At 49.8% G+C, this 18,936-nt stretch carries 13 protein-coding genes; 5 read left to right on the top strand and 8 right to left on the bottom strand.

What is annotated here, in order from left to right; all coding sequences use genetic code 11:
- The first annotated feature begins 341 nt into the window (after positions 1-341).
- A complete protein-coding gene (locus ACJJI1_RS03900) occupies positions 342-1,274 on the top strand; it encodes a LysR family transcriptional regulator (RefSeq protein WP_444958598.1) in 933 nt (310 codons plus the stop codon).
- Between the two features lie 99 nt (positions 1,275-1,373).
- Here the strand turns inward: ACJJI1_RS03900 and ACJJI1_RS03895 are convergent, their stop codons facing one another.
- From ACJJI1_RS03895 to ACJJI1_RS03865, 7 genes are all read right to left on the bottom strand, one after another.
- Complete coding sequence (locus tag ACJJI1_RS03895; RefSeq protein ID WP_444958597.1) at positions 1,374-4,136, bottom strand: nitrate reductase; 2,763 nt, start codon at positions 4,134-4,136, stop codon at positions 1,374-1,376.
- Positions 4,136-4,582 carry a nitrite reductase small subunit NirD gene (gene nirD / locus ACJJI1_RS03890; RefSeq protein WP_444940813.1) on the bottom strand — a complete coding sequence of 149 codons (447 nt, stop codon included), beginning with the start codon at positions 4,580-4,582 and terminating at the stop codon, positions 4,136-4,138. Before nirD ends, ACJJI1_RS03895 begins: the two co-directional genes overlap by 1 nt.
- 87 nt (positions 4,583-4,669) lie before the next feature.
- Positions 4,670-7,207 (bottom strand): nitrite reductase large subunit NirB, encoded by a 2,538-nt coding sequence (gene nirB, locus ACJJI1_RS03885; RefSeq protein ID WP_444958596.1) that lies wholly within the window; start codon positions 7,205-7,207, stop codon positions 4,670-4,672.
- Positions 7,208-7,477: 270 nt separating this feature from the next.
- Complete coding sequence (locus ACJJI1_RS03880; RefSeq protein WP_444958595.1) at positions 7,478-9,259, bottom strand: bifunctional protein-serine/threonine kinase/phosphatase; 1,782 nt, start codon at positions 9,257-9,259, stop codon at positions 7,478-7,480.
- The gene (locus tag ACJJI1_RS03875; protein WP_444958594.1) at positions 9,249-10,712 is read right to left on the bottom strand and encodes a NarK family nitrate/nitrite MFS transporter; all 1,464 of its coding nucleotides are present in this window, start codon (positions 10,710-10,712) and stop codon (positions 9,249-9,251) included. Before ACJJI1_RS03875 ends, ACJJI1_RS03880 begins: the two co-directional genes overlap by 11 nt.
- Positions 10,713-10,892: 180 nt before the next feature.
- Complete coding sequence (locus ACJJI1_RS03870; RefSeq protein ID WP_444958593.1) at positions 10,893-11,957, bottom strand: CmpA/NrtA family ABC transporter substrate-binding protein; 1,065 nt, start codon at positions 11,955-11,957, stop codon at positions 10,893-10,895.
- 7 nt (positions 11,958-11,964) lie between these two features.
- Positions 11,965-12,552 (bottom strand): ANTAR domain-containing response regulator, encoded by a 588-nt coding sequence (locus tag ACJJI1_RS03865; RefSeq protein WP_282931354.1) that lies wholly within the window; start codon positions 12,550-12,552, stop codon positions 11,965-11,967.
- 774 nt (positions 12,553-13,326) lie between these two features.
- Here ACJJI1_RS03865 and ACJJI1_RS03860 point away from each other — a divergent pair.
- From ACJJI1_RS03860 to ACJJI1_RS03845, 4 genes are all read left to right on the top strand, one after another.
- Complete coding sequence (locus tag ACJJI1_RS03860) at positions 13,327-14,874, top strand: Re/Si-specific NAD(P)(+) transhydrogenase subunit alpha (protein WP_444958592.1); 1,548 nt, start codon at positions 13,327-13,329, stop codon at positions 14,872-14,874.
- A gap of 15 nt (positions 14,875-14,889) precedes the next feature.
- Complete coding sequence (pntB, locus tag ACJJI1_RS03855) at positions 14,890-16,281, top strand: Re/Si-specific NAD(P)(+) transhydrogenase subunit beta (protein WP_413663233.1); 1,392 nt, start codon at positions 14,890-14,892, stop codon at positions 16,279-16,281.
- Positions 16,282-16,494: 213 nt separating this feature from the next.
- Entirely contained in the window at positions 16,495-18,102 is a 1,608-nt protein-coding gene (locus ACJJI1_RS03850; RefSeq protein WP_444958591.1) for a S41 family peptidase, read from the top strand.
- A gap of 1 nt (position 18,103) precedes the next feature.
- Positions 18,104-18,478 carry a hypothetical protein gene (locus ACJJI1_RS03845; protein ID WP_413663231.1) on the top strand — a complete coding sequence of 125 codons (375 nt, stop codon included), beginning with the start codon at positions 18,104-18,106 and terminating at the stop codon, positions 18,476-18,478.
- A 34-nt stretch (positions 18,479-18,512) separates the two neighbouring features.
- Here the strand turns inward: ACJJI1_RS03845 and yhbY are convergent, their stop codons facing one another.
- On the bottom strand, positions 18,513-18,815 hold the full coding sequence (yhbY, locus tag ACJJI1_RS03840) for a ribosome assembly RNA-binding protein YhbY (protein ID WP_413663230.1): 303 nt from the start codon (positions 18,813-18,815) through the stop codon (positions 18,513-18,515).
- Positions 18,816-18,936: the final 121 nt, after the last annotated feature.

Below are 18,936 nucleotides of genomic sequence, written 5' to 3'. Positions count from 1 at the left end.
CTTTAATGTCCTGGTAGGAAAATGATTAGATACTTAAAACTGAAATATATTGTTTATAAAAATTTACTTACTAAAAAGGGAGAAGGAAAGAATACACTGCACTTGGGACCCTATGAGGCATGGATGCCGATTAGGAGCTTACAGGGATGTATTCACTGCGTGTCTCGAGTGCAGTGTATTCTTTCCTTCCACCCCAGTAGTAAGTATGGAAGAGTGTGCTGCATGAGACTGGGTGCCGATTACGTGCTAACAGCAATATATTCACAGATCTTCGCAAGAGCGGTGTATTCTTTCCTGTTGACCCAGAAGTACCTTTAGAGAATTCATAGGGAGTTGCTATTGTGCTAAAGGATATTCGCTATTTACTGGTGTTTGCCAAGGTTGTGGAAAGCGGCTCTTTTAGAGGCGCTTCTTCGGAACTGGATATTTCTGTCGCCAGCGTTAGTTCCTATGTGGCGAGGTTGGAGGAAAGTCTTGGGGTTGCGCTCTTGTATCGCAATACCCGCAAGTTGTCCCTGACCGAAGATGGGGAAAAGATTTATAAAACGGCACAGAATATATTGGATTTGTACGCCGATGGTCTCGGAGAATACAAAGCGCGAGAGGAACGCAGTATCAGTCGGCTTAAAATTGCAATCCCCGCCGTTTTGATCCACAGCCGCTTGCTGAGCAAAATAGTGGACTTTGTCCGGCGGGATCTGGGTATTCATTTACAACTTCAATGCAGCGACCAGCACGAGGATGTAATTGGCGGTGGTTTTGACTTGGCAATTCGCCTGGGTAATATGCCTGACAGCAATTTGAAAGCGCGTAAGATATTTGAACTAGAGCGGGTGTTAATTGCCAGTGGCGATATGCTGGATCGCTATGGTTTTCCGGGTCATCCTCGCGACCTTGCAGTCTGGCCCTGGATTGGGCTGACAATGCGGCCCAATCACCGGCAATTTCTACATCGGCAGCAGGGCGAATATGAAGTTAGCTACACCCCGGTAGCGACTGTCGACAGCGTTGAAGCGGCTTATCGACTGACGAGCTGCGGCCTGGGACTATCGGCGCCACCTCGATTTTTAATAAGCGCACAGGATGATGTACAAGAGTTATTGCCAGACTGGCAGCTTCCGAATTTACCCGCCTATGCAGTTAGACCTTCAAACGGAGTCTCCGAAGGTCCTATACAGAAACTGATTGATTATTTGGCCGATAGTGATACCCAGCTTGCTGCCTGCCATCCTCGCGATTTAACGCAAAAGCTAGCTGCAGAAGCGGTTGATTGATTGTCCCGGAAGGTTCTCAATAGCTCGGTAGAGGCCTCTGCCGTCAAGGTTGGTCGCTTACGGGCAGAGGTTCTTTTATTCATGGGAGAATTTAAAACCTTACTGCGGAATAAATTCCTGAACCATATTTATTTGGGGGTTTCTGCTTATTTCGGCAGGATCTTGCTTTGCCGGTGTTGACTCCATGGATGTGTCTTCAGAGACATTAACTGTGCGAATAATACTGGCGATTTCTGGTTTGCAGGAACCGCAGCTGGTACCGCAGCCAAGGGTTTCTCCCAGTGCTTCGACGGTGTTAATGCCTTGGACGATGGCCTCCTCTATCTGTGGCCGGGAAATCTGGAGGCAGGTACAAATCATCTTCACACCGGGCTTTATGGGATGAAGCAGTTGCCCCGGTGATTCCGGCAGGGGAGTGGCCAGGTAATTTTCCAGGTGCTGTCGGCTGGGTAATTGGTGCCAGTCTCTACCAGAGAAAATCAGAAATTTTAAGCTATTATCGTAGGCGATCCAGCGCTGACTTTTAGGGGTAACCAATTCCTGCCAGAACAATTGGGGCTGCTCGTCCATTATCTTGGATGCCAGTTCCCGCCCGTGGATAAGTTGGTTCGCGGCAATTTCATAGCGAAAGCCATTTTCCAAGGGGACTCGATACCAGTGCAGGATACTGCTGTCGTTGGCCTGCTGTAACCAATCCCATACTCTATCGGCAGTCTCTTCGGCACAGATCATTGTGGCAAAGTATTCAGCTGCTAGGGGACTGACATTAACGGGAACCTGTTTGAATTCAGGTTGGCCGGAGTAGGGATCAATACTGGAGTCCGCCAGGGCACTGGGCTTGGAATCCTGTGAGAAGGTTTCACTCCAGTGAATGGGGGCAAAGATCTCCCCTCTTTTTTGCCCTCCGTTGAGAGCGGCGCGGCCGACCATTTTAGATGAGGCGCTGTTTAACTGAACTAATTCGCCATCGTTAACCTGGAAGCGAGCGGCATCCTTGGGGTTTATTTGTATTTCCGGCAGTTCGCTGTGATCGAGTAATTTTCTTACCCGCCCGGTTCGGGTCATGGTATGCCACTGGTCGCGCATACGGCCGGTATTGAGCCATATGGGATACTCGCCACTGATCTGCTGTTCCGGAGGCTGCGGCGCTATGGGGATAAAGCACGCACGCTTGTCCGGGGTAAAAAACTGTCCACTGGTGAATAAGCGTTTGCACCCAGCCGGGTGCTCCTGATTGACCGGCCACTGTACCGGGGCCAATGCATCGTATTCACTGCGATTGATATTGGCGAGTGCGGAGATATCAAAAGCCCTGGAGCCGTGGTTTTCGAAGCCGGAAAGCTGGGCGTGCTCACGAAAAATATCGGCGGGGTGTGAATAATTAAACTGATCCCCATAGCCCAGATGCTGGGCCAGTCCGCACAGGGCTTGCCAGTCATGGCGAGCTTCTCCCGCTGGGGATAAAAATCCACGCTGCCGAGAGATACGTCGTTCTGCATTGGTGACAGTGCCGTTTTTTTCTCCCCAGCCCGTTGCGGGAAGTAGCAAATCGGCACAGCGAGCGGTATCAGTATTGGTAATGCAGTCGGAGACAATAACCAGCGGACATTTCTGTAGCGCAGCTTTGACTCTATCGGCTTCGGGCATACTGACGGCGGGGTTGGTAGCCATAATCCAAATGGCTTTAATTTTTCCGCTTTCTACCGCGCGGAACATATCCACAGCCTTCATTCCCGGCTTGGTAGCAATTTGATCGGAATTCCAGAATCGTGATACCCGGTCAATATCCTGCTCGTTAAACTCCATATGCGCGGCGAGGGTATTGGCAAGTCCGCCCACCTCGCGTCCACCCATCGCGTTGGGTTGGCCGGTAATAGAAAATGGTCCTGCACCAATTTTGCCCACGCGTCCGGTGGCTAAATGGCAGTTTATGATTGCGTTGTTTTTATCAGTGCCGCTGCTGGACTGATTGATTCCCATGGAATAAAAACTAATGGTCTTTTCTGTTGCTGCAAATGCCTGAAAAAATTCCAATAGTTTTTCGATAGATATGCCACAGGTGGCCGCAGTTAATTCTGGTGACCAGTCTTGAGCCGCAGCTAAGGTATCGGCAAATCCCTGTGTATGATTTTTTATGTAGCCGGTATCTAGATAATAGTGCCGGCTGAGAAAACGCAGTAGTCCATTGAATAGTGCCGCATCAGTGCCGGGTTTAATTGCCAGGTGCAGATCTGCCATTTCACTGGTAGCGCTGCCACGGGGGTCGATAACGACAAGCTTTGCAGCACCTGCCTGCATTCGCTGGAATAAGATCGGATGTGTCCAGGCTGCATTGGAACCGATAAGCACGATAAGTTCAGCCTGTTCCAGATCCTCATAGGAACAGGGTACCGCATCGGCACCAAATGCGCGTTTATATCCCACCACCGCAGAGGCCATACAAAGTCGGGAATTGGTATCAATATTGGCAGAGCCAATAAATCCCTTCATTAACTTGTTGGCCACATAGTAGTCTTCGGTGAGAAGCTGACCGGACAGATAAAAAGCTACAGAGTCAGGGCCATGGTCGCGAATTGTCTGCTTAAAGGCATCGGCCATATAAGAGAGCGCAGTATCCCAGTCACAATCTTTTCCGTGCAGGCGAGGGTGCAGGAGACGGCCGTGTTCGCCCAGCGTTTCGCCGAGCGCAGAACCTTTAACGCACAATTTGCCGAAATTTGAAGGGTGCTGGGAGTCGCCACTAACAGTTATCGCTGTAGTATTTGCGCGCTCTTCCCTGTTAACCGAAACCCCACAACCGACACCACAATAGGGGCAGGTAGTGCAGGAGCGGTGCGCGCTCAGAAATTCCTGTACTGCCATTACTGTAGCTTATTGTTGCCGATGTAAACCGTGTCCCCACTAAATGCCAGCGGGTAGGTGGCAAGCTTGATATCGCTGTCTTCCATGCAGACTCCATCGCTAAGGCGGAAATGGTTTTTATACATTGGGGAAGCAATGGTTAATTCCCCTTCCAATTCCGCTATAATTCCTCTTGCAATCACACCAGCTTGTGCGATTGGGTCCCAGTTGTCAACGGCATAAAGCTGTTGTTCCTGGTCGGGTAAAAAAAACAGGGCGATGCTTCTTTGATAGACAGTTTTAGTCACTGTATTCAAAGCCTTCGTTGGGTATACGGAGGTATCGCCCCAAAGCGCACATACCCCAGAGTTGGTGACCAAATCTGATCGCTGACAGATTGGAGACCATTGGGGGTGGGTTATGGCAACTGAATTTGAGGGAGTTTCTTGCAGGGCAGCCAGGCTCATAATAATTTCCTCACAATGGATGGAAAGGATTCAAAAGCAATTTATTAATAAAGGTATAACTGGCGGCTTGCGCCGCCGGGTGAAGCTTTAGGCGGATTCGGCTGTTTCCACTAGCTCGTCAGTGGTCGCCGGACGCGGTTGCCCGCGCTCTTTAACGAAAACAATCTTTTCGTCAGTTTCGTTGCTATTAACGAATTGACGGAAGCGCTTGAGTTTTTCCGGATCGTTAATGGCTGTTTTCCATTCGCATTGGTAGGTGTCTACTACTCGGGCCATCTGGGCTTCCAGCTCAGCACAAATCCCCAGCTTGTCATCGATAATGACTTCGCGCAGGTAATCCAGGCCGCCGTCAAGATTTTCCAGCCACACAGATGTGCGCTGTAATTTATCGGCGGTGCGCACATAGAACATCAGGAAACGGTCGATATAGCGGATAAGGGTTTCGTCATCCAGGTCGGTGGCGAACAAATCTGCATGGCGGGGGCGCATGCCACCGTTGCCACAAACAAATAGGTTCCAACCTTTTTCAGTGGCGATAACCCCGACATCTTTGCTTTGAGCCTCAGCGCATTCACGGGTACAGCCGGAAACAGCCATTTTTATTTTGTGTGGAGAGCGCAATCCCTTGTAGCGGTTTTCTACTTGAAGGGCCATTGAAACGCTGTCCTGAACCCCAAAGCGACACCAGGTGCTACCAACACAAGACTTAACCGTGCGCAGGGATTTGCCGTAGGCATGGCCGGTTTCAAATCCGGCATCAATCAGTTCTCGCCAAATTTCCGGTAGCTGCTCCAAGCGCGCGCCAAACAAGTCGATACGCTGGCCACCGGTAATTTTGGTATAGAGGTTGTAGCGTTTGGCCACTTCACCGATCACTATTAATTTTTCCGGTGTGATCTCGCCGCCGGGAATACGTGGAACTACGGAATAGCTGCCGTTTTTCTGCATATTCGCCATAAAAGTATCGTTGGTGTCCTGTAAGCCGACGTGAGTCTGCTCCAGAATATGTTCATTCCACAGGGAGGCAAATATGGATGCGGCTGCAGGTTTACAAATTTCACAGCCGCGCCCTGAACCGTGTTTGCTTAATAATTCACTAAAGGTTTTTATTTCTTCCACCTGGATAATATGAAATAACTCCTGGCGGGAGAAGGGAAAGTGCACGCATAAGTGATTGTTCACTTCCATGCCGAGCGCCGCTAGCTCTTCATCGACAATATTTTTCAGTAGCCCAGCACAACCACCGCAACCTGTAGATGCTTTTGTTGCATCCTTAACATCAGCCAGTGAGTGGCAGCCACCGGCAACGGCATCGATAATCTGGCCTTTACTTACATTGTGGCAGGAACATACGGTAGCCGAAGCGGGAAGTGCAGCAGCACCCAGTCCGGGAGCGGCGCCATCTGTTGCCGGTAAAATTAATTGCTCCGGATGTTCGGGCAGTTCAATATCATTGAGGTGATATTGCAGCAGGGTATCGTAGTCATCCGTATCTCCTACCATCACCGCGCCCAGCAGCTTTTTGCCCTCGCTATCGGTGATCATACGTTTGTAAACGCCGCTCTGCTCGTCTACAAAAGTAATAGCGGCAGAGCCGTCGGTGCGACCATGGGCATCGCCAATAGAGCCGACCTGTACGCCCAGGAGTTTCAGTTTGGTGCTCATGTCAGCACCGTTAAAACTTTCCTCTCCACCGGTCAGTTGAGCGACAGCAGTACGCGCCATGCTGTAACCGGGAGCGACCAGGCCAAAAATTTTCTGATCGTAAAGCGCGCATTCGCCGATAGCGAAAATATTCGGGTCTGAAGTACGGCAGCTGCTGTCAATTACGATCCCGCCGCGTTCGCCAACTTCCAGCCCGCTGGATTTTGCCAGTTCATCCTGAGGGCGAATGCCTGCGGAGAAAACAATCATATCGGTAAGCAGTTCTTTATCTCCCTTGAACTGCATACGCAGGCGGCCGTCTACTTCTTCAATCAATTCCGTGGCGGTACTGGTGTGTACCTGAACCCCGAGCGCTTCAATTTTTGTTCTTAATAGGGCTGAACCACCTTCATCCAACTGAGTGGCCATAAGGCCTGGGGCGAACTCGACAACGTGGGCTTCAAGTCCCAGGGCTTTCAGGGCATTGGCAGCTTCCAGGCCCAGTAGGCCACCGCCGACAACTACACCACTTTTTGCACTGGCGGCAATCGAACGAATGGAATCGAGATCTTCCAGGGTTCGATATACAAAGCAGCGCGGGTGTTGATGCCCGGGTATTGGCGGAACAAAGGGATAGGAGCCGGTGGCAAGTATTAATTGGTCGTAAGAGTGGCTGGCTCCACTTGCCGCAGTAATTGTTTTATTGTCCCGATCAATTTGCACCACCTTGTCATTGAGCAGGATATTAAAACCCCACTGCTGATACTGCTCCAAGTTTCCCATGGACAGGTCTTCAGCTGTGCGTCCGGCAAAGTATTCGGAAAGGTGGACCCGGTCATAAGCGGGACGGGGCTCTGCACAGAATATGGTGATATCAAACTGGTTGGCGTATTGATGGTTGGCGAGCTGTTCCAGGAAATGGTGCCCGACCATACCGTTGCCAATCACAATCAGCTTTTGAGGTTTAACATTTGCCTTCATTTACAATCCTGCCGTCTCAATTCGTTTTATTCGGCAGGAAGAGGGCCCGTCTGAAATGGCAAGGGCGTCTCCTCTTCTGCCGAAGAGTACAGGCGCCGTTGCCTCGTAATGGGGGAATAATTTGTTGGTAATTAAATACATTCAATCTCTATGCCAATTTTATTTTTAGTAATAAAGGGGTTTTGGCCTGATTGTCCACAATTTTTGCGACAAAGTGGTGCATTTAATTAATTTCCTGCGCTGTAAATGTGCTTATTCAAATCTTATGTATTAGCGCCAAAAAAAGTAGAGCAGATGAGAGAGCAGTAGAATTAAAGTTAGTAGCTGCCAGACAAGAACCGGATTTCTTTCTAGCAGGGGACGGCTTTGGGGGGCTTTAAAATCTGGGCTGGGAGATTGCAGATCCTGGATAAATTCTGACAATGCGTTGTAGCGCTTTTTAGGATCAGGAGCACAAGCCTTTTGTAGAGCGCTATCAATCCAGTAGGGAATATCTTTGCGGTGTGCGGATGCGCGAGTAAAGCGCATTTGGTTATAGCTCTTTAAACGGTAGTGGTAGCTACCAAAGCGCTCGGGATAGGGATATTTGCCCGTGAGCAATTCATAAGCAATGATTCCCAGGGAAAAGATGTCTGATCGATGGCTGGCGCTATCCCCAAAAAAGAATTCCGGAGCTGCATAATTCTTACTGCCGGGTGCTGTTTCACCAGATAGATGTAATTGCTCTCTGAGCCCTGGGCCATCGGCACCACCGAGATCAATGATTACCAGGCGCCCGTCGTTGCGCATCATAATATTCTCTGGCTTGAGATCGCCGTGAACGATCTCCAACCGCTGTAAACTTCGCAACGCACTAACCAGTTGTGCCATTAGCTCCCGCACTTGGGGAATTTGAGGTTGTGGATTTAATTGCATCCACTGACGCAAAGTCTGTCCTTCGATATATTCGAGAATATGATAGAGACAGTGCCTTTCAGAAGTGGGAGCAAAAACTTTAATAATTCCTGGGTGGGAGATTCGTCGCCCGGTCCACTCCTCAGCAATAAATCGCTCGATGTAGTGGGGGTCATCACAGAAATTAACTGAGGGGGTTTTTATCACCCGCAATACTTCGGTATTGAGGTCTCGGACCAGATAGAGATGGCTGCGGCTGCTGGCATGTAATTCCTGTAAAACAAGGAAGTTGTCGAGCTTTTGGCCTGGGCGCAGGTCAGGTGCGAACGGGAGTTCGCGATTGCGCATAGCCAATTCATCGCACTGGGGCAGTCCTACATAATTTATCCGGCAAGTGACAGCAGTCAGGTTATCGGTGGAGCCCGCTTTCAGAGCAGCATCAATAAGCCCTTGAGGGGTTGAGCTGGAAAAATTAAGCAATAGCTCAATTAACTCTGTTTCAGGCAGAAAATCGTGAATACCATCGCTACTCACCAGGAAAATATCCCCGGGTTGCAGTTCCTCACAGCGGTAGTCCACTTCAATATGGGCATCCATTCCCAGGGCGCGGCTCAAAAAGGTGCGTCCAGGTCCGAGGCTGTGGCTGTGATCGCTACTCAAGCACTCTAATTTTCTGTTGCGTAGTCGGTAGATCCGGGAGTCGCCGATGTGAACCAGGTGTGCGCTGGTGCCTTTGAAAATAACGGCAGAAAAAGTGGTCAACCAACCTCGTTTAATTTCGGCACTGCCGCCACTCTGTCGAAACAGCCAGCTATTGAGCGAGTGCAAAACCCGCGCAACAGCGTGCTTTGTCGACCAGGTTTGCGGGGTGCTGTAATAATCGGAAAAGAATCCATTGATGGCAGCGCGGGCTGCTTCACCGCCGGCTTCTGCATTGGCAACACCGTCGGCTACTGCGGCAAGGCTGCCGTGGCGCTGTAATTCAGCGCCTTCGGGAAGCCTCACTGCGCAGGCGTCGTCATTGTGTTGGCGAAGTCCGGCGCAGGAGGCAGTGAACAGTTGCAGGGCATCTTCTTTATCGCCCTGCGAACTGTCACTGGCAGCGAGCCCGGATTCTTCTGTGCTCGCTGCAGTGGGTAGATCGTTATTAGGCAACATCGATCATGGATACGCTGCCATCGGGGTGTACTTCTGCCATTTGTCCCTCCGGTTCTTCCAGTAGAAGCAGGGCGGCAAAGCCGAGCAATGCGGTAGCGCAGATTACCAGGAAAAAGGCCTGGTAAGACACCATGCTGAGAACGGTGAGATAGAAAACGGCTCCGACATTGCCGTAGGCGCCAGTCATGCCGGCAATCTGCCCGGTTAGGCGGCGTTTGATCAAGGGCACCACTGCGAATACAGCGCCCTCGCCAGCTTGCACAAAGAAGGAACAGGCCATGGCAGCGGCGACCGCCAGGTACAGGGGCCACTCGGCATCGATCATGCTCATAGTGAAGTAACCCAGAGCCAGGCCAGCGGTGAGGATCAGCAGGGTAGGTTTGCGCCCCCAGCGGTCACTAATCAATCCGCCGGCAGGGCGTGACATGAGGTTCATAAAGGCATAGGCGGAGGCCAGCAAGCCAGCTTTTACCGGGTCCAGTGTAAAGGTCTCGGAGAAGAACAGGGGCAGCATGGAAACCACAGCCAATTCGGAACCGAAAGTCGCGAAGTAGAGCAGATTCAAAACTGCTACTTGCTTAAACTTATAGCGGTGTACCGGTGCTGGTGGGTTGCTGAGTACTTCACGGTTAATACTGTAGGTTTTATACGCGTCCAGAAGATACAGTAATACCAGGCCTGCATAGATCAGGTTGGCGGTAAGGTTGGATATTAATGCAACGCCGCTGGATAATTTCCAGGTTAGCAGAGCCAGTGCCGCATACATGGGCACTTTCATCACCAGAAGCAGGAAAAAATCCCCGGGACTGGTGACTTCCATAGCACCAATTTTTTTGGGCTTGAAATAGGTTGACCCCTTGGGCGTATCAGTCACAGAGAAGTAATAAACTACGCTGTAAACCAGTGCGATTGCGCCAGTGAGGCCAATGGCATAGCGCCAGCCGTCGTCACCGCCAAAAAACAGGGCGATGGTGGGTAGGGACATGGCCGCTGCGGCTGAGCCAAAATTTCCCCATCCCCCGTAAATACCCTCTGCGGTACCCAGCTGTCGAGCCGGGAACCATTCGGATACCATGCGGATACCTACAACAAAACCTGCACCAATAAAGCCCAAAAGGAATCGGCCAATGGCTGCCTGCACAAAATTGTCTGCCAGGGCAAAAATAAAGCAAGGCACACTGCCGATTGCCAGTAATAGCGAATAGGTGAGTCTGGGGCCATATTTATCAGTGAGCATCCCGATTACAATGCGTGCGGGTATTGTCAGGGCCACGTTTAAAATAAGTAGGGTTTTGACCTGGTCCGGAGTTAATGAAAGGCTTTTCGCAATTGCCATTAGCAATGGTGCGTGGTTAAACCAGGCAAAGAAAGTGATAAAGAAGGCCACCCAAGTTAGGTGGAGCACTTTTATCTTCCCGCGGAACGAGAATAGATTAAGTGAGTCACTGGACATGCGCATTTCCTTTGTTTGCTAATTCCGCAGGCACAAAAAAAGCCCACAGCTGCAGCCGCTTGACTGCAGACGATGGACTTCGTTGCCCGTTATATTCGGCGAACAACCGCTTCACCGCGCTGATGCGCCTGAGGGAAGGCAATTGCATCATCGAATTATTTCCATTCAATTAATGTGCCACTATTTTTTTGCGAGCAGGAAATCCACCGTTTGCCGGTAGAGGTCTGGACGATAGGCTTCTGCTGCACGAAGTGTCGAGCTCCCCAGATCTGAATACATCTCCAGCAGTTGCCGTGCTTTTTCCTGAGTTGGGCGCCCGCAGTCGTTATCAATATGGGCAAAGAGGTGCCAGCCGGGATTGGCGAGAATCTCCCGGTCCCGGTGGTAGAGAATCTGGTCATTGAGGGAGCGCTGAATCAGCTCCTCAGGCAAGTTGAGGTATTGCCCCAGGGATAAGAGCTTGGCAGCTTCGGCTCTGTTTGCGCGTGCGGCAAGCCAGGTACAGGCTTTGAGAAGAGCGGCCCTTAGGGCTAGGTGGGTCGCAGGGTTGGCTTGGTGCCAGCTTTCAGTGACTGTCAGCACTTTTTCCGGCATAGCTGGCAGCAGTGTATTACAGGCTGCAATGACTACGCCGGACCCTTTGTGGGCGGCCAGGGAGTTCCAGGGTTCGCCTACACAATAGCCATCGATAACGCCACTGTGGAGGTTTTCCAGCATTTGTTCAGGCGGTAATACCACCAGTTTTATATCCCGGTCCGGGTCGATATCGACGGAGCGCAACCAGTATCTTAATTGCAAGCTATGACTGGAGAATGGATAAACCGTGGCGAGCCTGACAGTAGGAGGGTATTTATTGTCGTGCAGGTAGCGCTTTAGCGCCAAGGCGATATCGCTTTGTGAGTCACCTTCACAGTAATTTTGCAGGCGTTCGAATAATTCTGCGGAAAGGGTAATAGCATTACCATTGCAGCTGAGAATTAATCCACTTAACAAGCGTTCGTGGCAATTGGGTAACGCTTGTTCCAGTGTCAGGGGCATAGGAGCGAGCATTGCTGCAGCATCTGCTTTGCGCGCAATTAACTTGTCTCGCAGGGTGGCCCAGCTTGTTTCTTTTTGCAGCTGTACCTTTAATCCATATTCTTGGAAGTAGCCTAGTTCATTGGCGACAATCAGCGGTGCGCTGTCGGTCAGGCGCAGGTAAAGAAGTTTGATGGTCTTTTTTTCCGGGCACAGAAGGGCTGACATCGGTACTCTAATGCTCTTTCTGAAAATATTGGATTACTTGCTCGGCAACTGTATGGATGGTCGAGTTGCTGTTCATCGCGAGATTGCGCAAGGTCTTATGGGCATCCTCTTCACTGAGGTTCTTCTTGGCCATTAATAGCCCTTTGGCCCGCTCGATTGCTTTTCGCTCTGTGAGTTGCTGCTGGGTGCGCTCGAGAGACTGGCGCAATTGCTGGAAATGTTTAAATTGTGCCATAGCGATTTCTATCGCCGGTGCCACGCGCTCAGGAGTCATTCCCTCGGCCATATAAGCGCTTACCCCGGAGTCGACCGCGCGACTAATAAAGTCTGCGTTTCCGCTACCTGAAAACATAGCCACTGGGGTTGGCGCCTCACGATTGACTATGGCAAGGCTTTCCAGGATATCCCTGTCTGGGGATTCGATGTCTATCAGCACAATATCTGGACGGTATTTTTCCACCTGGAAGAGGAGCCCCTCGGCACTGTTGATCTGGGCGAGAATACTGTATCCAGCAGCACGTAATCGCTCACAAACCAAGTGGGCTCGCTCGGGATTGTCATCAACCAGCATGATTCCAGGGCTTGGATTAGTCACAATTTACTGCGGCACTCATCTAATATTTTTTATTGGGCTTTACCAACTTTTAATCAATAGTTGTGCCAAATACGCAGGGGTGGGGGAGTGGATGTGTGTCTCTAATTCCATGAGATAAATCTGGTGTTACTGCTTTTTCCTGGTGCGACATTCTGCGGATATTGTTTTTTTTGCACAAGTAGGGGGCTAGTACATATTTTTCAGGCAGAAAAGTGTGACTTGGTACTATGGAGGCAAAATTATCTGCACATTTGTGGTTTGTGTGAACAGACTGTCACATGGCGCGTTATTTTTTATTATAAATGTAATGTGATTGTTGTCTTTGTCGATAATATTTAACTAACATGGTGTGTTTGGTGATCTATTTGTAGCTGTTAAAAATAGTCAGTTACCCCTAAATTTTTGTTGTTTTTTGTTTGTTTGTAGGTGCTTGCTCCACTGTGGGGATTTTTTTGGATTGAAAATTCATAGTGAATTGAACGGTAAGGCCATTTAAAAAGTGAAACTCCTTATATTTTGGATAAAAAAATAGCAATCTAACTTCAGGGAAAAGGTTTCGAGCGAGACTAATTTTTGCTTATTTCTCTCAGGTCTATATAGCCAATTCAGGATATATAGTCTTATTAATTTCACCAATTACGGCTATCAGGTTATCCCCCTTTTCATCCTATGTGACGACGTTTACACTCGATCTGTTTATAAATTGGGCAATCCAATACTTTTTGAGGTAGATGTAGCTGTAAGTTCATAAAACCAACTAAGAGGGGCACGGCGGTGATTATAGCCATACCTAGAGAGACCGCAGAGGGAGAAGCACGTGTTGCAGCGACTCCCGATAGCGTAAGACGATTACGCGATTTGGGTTTTTCCGTAGCGGTGGAGAAGGGGGCTGGTAACAGGGCCAGTTTTACTGATGAAGCTTATGCTGAAGCCGGTGCAGAAATCCGAGAGGATATGCAACAGTGCCTGGCTGATGCGGGCATAGTATTAAAAGTACAAGCACCAACTGATCGAGAGTTGGCCCTGATTCCCAAAGGGGCTACGCTGATCGCCTTTCTGAAGCCGGCACAAAATGCCGAGTTCCTACAGAAACTTGCCGAGCGCGATATCAATGCGCTAGCGGTCGAGTCGATTCCAAGAATTTCCCGCGCGCAAAAAATGGATGCGCTCAGCTCCATGGCAAATATTGCCGGCTATCGTGCGGTTGTGGAGGCTGCCCACAATTTCGGTCGCTTCTTTACAGGGCAGATCACGGCAGCAGGAAAAATTCCCCCGGCAAAAGTACTTGTTATTGGTGCTGGTGTAGCGGGGCTCTCTGCAATAGGTACGGCAAAAAGCATGGGAGCTATAGTGCGGGCCTTCGATACCCGCGCTGAAGTACGTGAGCAAGTGGAGTCCATGGGGGCTGAATTCCTCACCGTAGAAATTGAGGAGGAAGGCTCGGGCTCCGGTGGTTACGCCAAGGTGATGTCGAAGGAATTTATTGATGCTGAAATGGCACTGTTCCGCGAGCAGGCCAAAGAAGTGGATATTGTGATTACCACTGCCTTAATTCCGGGGAAACCCGCTCCGAAATTATGGCTTGCAGATATGGTCGACAGTATGCCTAAAGGTTCTGTCGTCGTGGATTTAGCAGCAGAAATGGGCGGTAACTGTGACTATACGGTGGCTCATGAAAAAGTGGAGCAGAACGGCGTCACTATTCTTGGTTATACCAATCTGCCCAGTCGAGCAGCGGCACAATCCTCGCGCCTGTATTCAACCAATCTCGCTCACCTGCTTGGGGAGCTAACTCCAGAGAAAGATGGTGAGATTAATCTCAATTTTGAAGATGAAGTGATTCGTGGTGCCACAGTGGTTAAATCCGGTGAGATTACCTGGCCTCCACCCGCACCAAAAATTTCTGCTCAGCCCAAGCCATCGGTGAAAGCTACTGAGGAAGTGAAAATTGTTGAGGAGAAAGCTGAGAAACGAAAATCTCCCGTATCTATTTTTGCATTTTGGGCGATCGCGGCAATCTTATTGCTGTGGTTGGGGCGCGTGGCACCTCCTGATTTCGTCTCGCACTTTACCGTATTTGTCCTGGCAATATTTGTTGGCTGGCAAGTGATTTGGAATGTTACTCATGCGCTACACACTCCGCTAATGAGTGTTACTAATGCAATTTCCGGCATAGTGGTTGTTGGTGCGTTAGTGCAGCTTGGGATTGCCAATTCGGGTTTGGTGAGCCTGCTTGCTTTCATCGGTGTGTTGGTGGCCAGTATTAATATATTCGGTGGTTTCTTTGTGACCTACCGTATGTTGAAAATGTTTCGCCGGTAAGGGGAGGAGAGAGTGATGAACGGTATGATTGCAATGGCTTATCTCTTCTCGGCAGTGATGTTTATCTTGAGTCTGGGAGGTTTATCCAGTCACGAAACTGCGCGCAGGGGAAATATTTACGGCATGGTGGGAATGGCAGTTGCCATTATCGCCACTATTGCTGGAGTGGCCGCCGGGGCTTACTGGATGGTCGCCATCGCCATGATCGTCGGCGCGGTGATTGGTTTGGCACTGGCCAAGCGTGTGGCTATGACTCAAATGCCACAAATGGTGGCTTTGCTACACAGCTTCGTCGGCTTGGCTGCGGTATTAATTGGTTGGGGCGGTTTCCTCGATCCGGTTGTGGAGTTACACGGGGCTGCTCATGTTGTCCACAGCACTGAGATATACCTGGGTGTATTTATTGGGGCAATTACCCTGACCGGTTCTTTGGTTGCTTTTTGTAAGTTGCAGGGATTGGTTTCCGGGAAACCATTAATGCTACCGGCCCGGCACTGGCTTAACTTGATTGCCATTTTGGCCTGTATTGTTCTGGGTGTGTTGTTTGTACCGGCAGATGTGCATGCGGGTACGGTTATTAACTTGCTGTTAATGACCTCAATTGCATTGCTGTTAGGTATTCACCTTGTGGCGGCTATTGGCGGCGCTGATATGCCGGTGGTTATATCCATGCTGAACAGCTACTCCGGTTGGGCCGCTGCCGCTACCGGATTTATGCTGGGCAATGATCTGTTAATTGTAGTGGGCGCCCTGGTGGGTTCTTCCGGTGCCATCCTGAGTTACATCATGTGCCGGGGAATGAACCGCTCTTTTATCAGCGTTATTCTCGGTGGATTTGGCTCTGATGGTGGTGAAGTGTCCGATGAGGAAGTCGATGGTGAAGTAATTGCCATTGATCAACAGGAGCTTGCGGATGAACTGGATGCGGCGGACAGTATCATTATTGTTCCCGGATTCGGAATGGCGGTAGCCCATGCCCAGCAGGCGGTTAGTGACTTGACTGATCGTTTGAGAAAAGCAGGCAAAACAGTGCGCTTTGGTATTCACCCGGTAGCTGGACGTCTTCCCGGACATATGAATGTGCTCTTGGCTGAGGCTAACGTGCCTTACGATATCGTTCTGGAAATGGATGAGATTAATCCAGACTTTCCCGCTACAGATTTGGTTTTGGTGATCGGTGCGAACGACACGGTAAACCCGGATGCAGTGGAAAAACCGGGCTCGCCTATCGCCGGTATGCCGGTGTTGGAAGTTTGGAAGGCCGGTAAGGTTGTTATCCTCAAACGCTCTATGGCTTCCGGGTATGCGGGAGTTGCTAACCCGCTGTTTTACAAAGAAAACTCACGTATGCTGTTCGGTGATGCAAAAGATAGTTTGCAGGGGGTTTTGGGTAAAGTCGGCAATTAGTTGCTGACTCGGGTTAATAATAGTAATTAACCTATTTTGTACTGAAGGGCCTGGTGGGGTACAAATTGTGATGTGCCTCTTCAGGCCTTTCTGTATTTTGGTTTAGCAATTTCTTTTGATGAAAAACTTGGTTATCGAACCCTTTTTCAAATAGTGGTAGGCTCCACCGCTTTACATATCTTTACTAATAAAAAGGTTAATAGGAGTTTGGGGATGGAAATCCGTCTACGTAAGCTAGCTTTAGCAGGGGTTGTTACTCTGGGAGCTTTAGGCTTGGCAGCCTGCGGGGGAGGCGGAGGTGGCTCTGACTCTGATAGTGGAGATGGTTCTGAGACGCCAACCGCCGTTGGCGGCACTTGGGAAAAGGGTAACTTCCTGCCTGTCTCAACTTATGCGAGCCGGTGTGTTGCTCCCCGCAGTGGCACAGACCCAGCAACGGGTTCAGCTTATGCTGATGTAGCGGGCACCCGCGAGGATGAAAATAACTGGTTGCGCTCAATGAGTAATGAGCTCTACCTATGGTACGACGAGATTGAAGACCAGGATCCAGCGAGCTTCGATGATTCCTTGGCTTATTTCGATGAGCTGAAAACTTTCGCCTTAACCCCCTCGGGTCAGGAAAAGGATCGCTTCCATTATACGGTTCCATCAAATGAGTGGTATTCACAAACCGAATCTGGGGTTTATGTTGGCTATGGTATTCAGTGGGCTTTACTTTCCGATGAGCCGCCACGTAAAGCGGTAGTCGCATATCTGGATGAGGAAAACGGTGGTAATCTGCCGGATATTATCACCCGCGGTGCAGAAGTTATCAGTGTGGATGGCGTTGACCTGGCTTACGGTAATGATGTCGATACCTTAAATTACGGTATGTGGCCGGAAAACGATGGTGAGTCCCATGTATTTGAAATAAGACCTTTGGGTTCTTCAACGATTGAGACTGTCACTTTGGTCGCATCACCAGTGCAATCAGATCCTGTTCAATATGTTAAAACGGTGGACACAAATTCGGGCCGCAAAGTCGGATATATGTTATTCAATGATCATATTGCGACAGCCGAAGCGGAATTGATTGATGCTGTCAGCGAGCTTGAGTCTGAGTCTGTTGACGATTTAGTACTAGACCTTCGTTATAACGGTGGTGGTTACCTCGATATCGCTGCAGAGTTAGCTTATATGATCGCAGGTGATAATACTGCGGGGCAGGTATTTGAAATTGCCCAGTTTAACGACCAGCATCCGGAAACTAACCCAATTACCGGAGCGCCATTGGATGGGACTCCATTCTACTCGACCGGTCTGGGCTTTGTTGATGAGTCTTTATACGGGGAAGAATTGCCGACTTTAAATCTGTCGCGACTGTTTGTCTTAACCAGTGAAAATACCTGCTCAGCCAGTGAGGCAATTATCAATGGCTTGCGCGGAATTGATGTAGAAGTTATTCAGATCGGTGAGACTACTTGCGGTAAGCCTTACGGTTTTTATCCCCTGGATAACTGTGGCACCACTTATTTCACTATTCAGTTCTCCGGTGTGAATGCAAAAGGCTTTGGCGATTACTCCGATGGCTTTGTACCCAATGGTAATTATGGAACTGATGCAGATTTGCCCGGGTGTGTGATTGGGGATGACTTTGACAATCTCTTGGGTGATGCTGATGAAGCGCGATTTGCCACTGCGTTGAATTACATTGAGACTGGCGAATGTGGAGATATTGCGGTTAGCGCATTCTCCATTTCCGGTGAAAGCGAGGGTGCCCCCGCTTTCAATGCACGAGTGACCAAGGAAGTCTCTCGCAGTAACCGCATAATGGTGAAATAAAATGAAAAAGGCAGCTTTGGCTAAACTTTGTGGTTTTGCATTGATGTGTCTTGGCTGCTCCTCCCAGCAAAATATTGAAACTGCACAACCGGCACTGTTACTGGAAACGAGCCCGGAGATTCAGGACAAGCTGCAGGTGGCAGTTTCGCAAGCGCTGGGCGGGGTTAATGTGACCCTGGGCCCGAGGGTGTTTGTGGACGATACTATTTTGGTGATTGAGAATGATCCCAAAAAGATGGCTCTGATTGGCCGGGATATGGGGCGGCCGATCAAGTTTCAATTAGTCGGCAATGGTGAGAAATGCTGGTTGAGGCGATTGTCCAATGGAGAATCCTGGGAGTTGCCTGTGATGTGTAAGCCAGTTTCCACTGGTTGAGAAAAGAAAGGGGAGCATTAGCTCCCCTTTTTGTTTAACGCAGCAGGTTGGACTTGCGAATATCCGGTTTTTGCGCTGCACGGAAAATCAGGGCAATCTTGCCGATTTCCTGTATCAGCTCGGATGAGGATTTTTCGCAAAGCTCACCAACGATTTGGTGGCGTACTTCCCGGTCGGCGATCATCAGTTTGACCTTGATCAGCTCGTGGTCTTCGAGTGCACGGTTCAGTTCTTCCATCACCCCCTCGCTCAGCCCGTTGCCGGCTACGGTCACGACAGGTTTCAGGTTGTGACCTAGAGAGCGAAGAGCTTTTTTGCGGTCGGCGGTTAAAGGCATACAATACTCCATTACCACTTTGTGGAATTCGATGTGGGAGCGGCCACAGACCGCGATCGTCGCCAGCGTTTGTTCGGCGGACCCGATCGCGGCCAGTGGCCGCTCTTATAATTAAGCTGTA

The organism is Microbulbifer maximicatervae (SeqCode) (assembly GCF_052467065.1).
The sequence above is the reverse complement of the archived record's forward strand: the minus strand, read 5'-3'. Positions and strand labels throughout refer to the sequence as shown.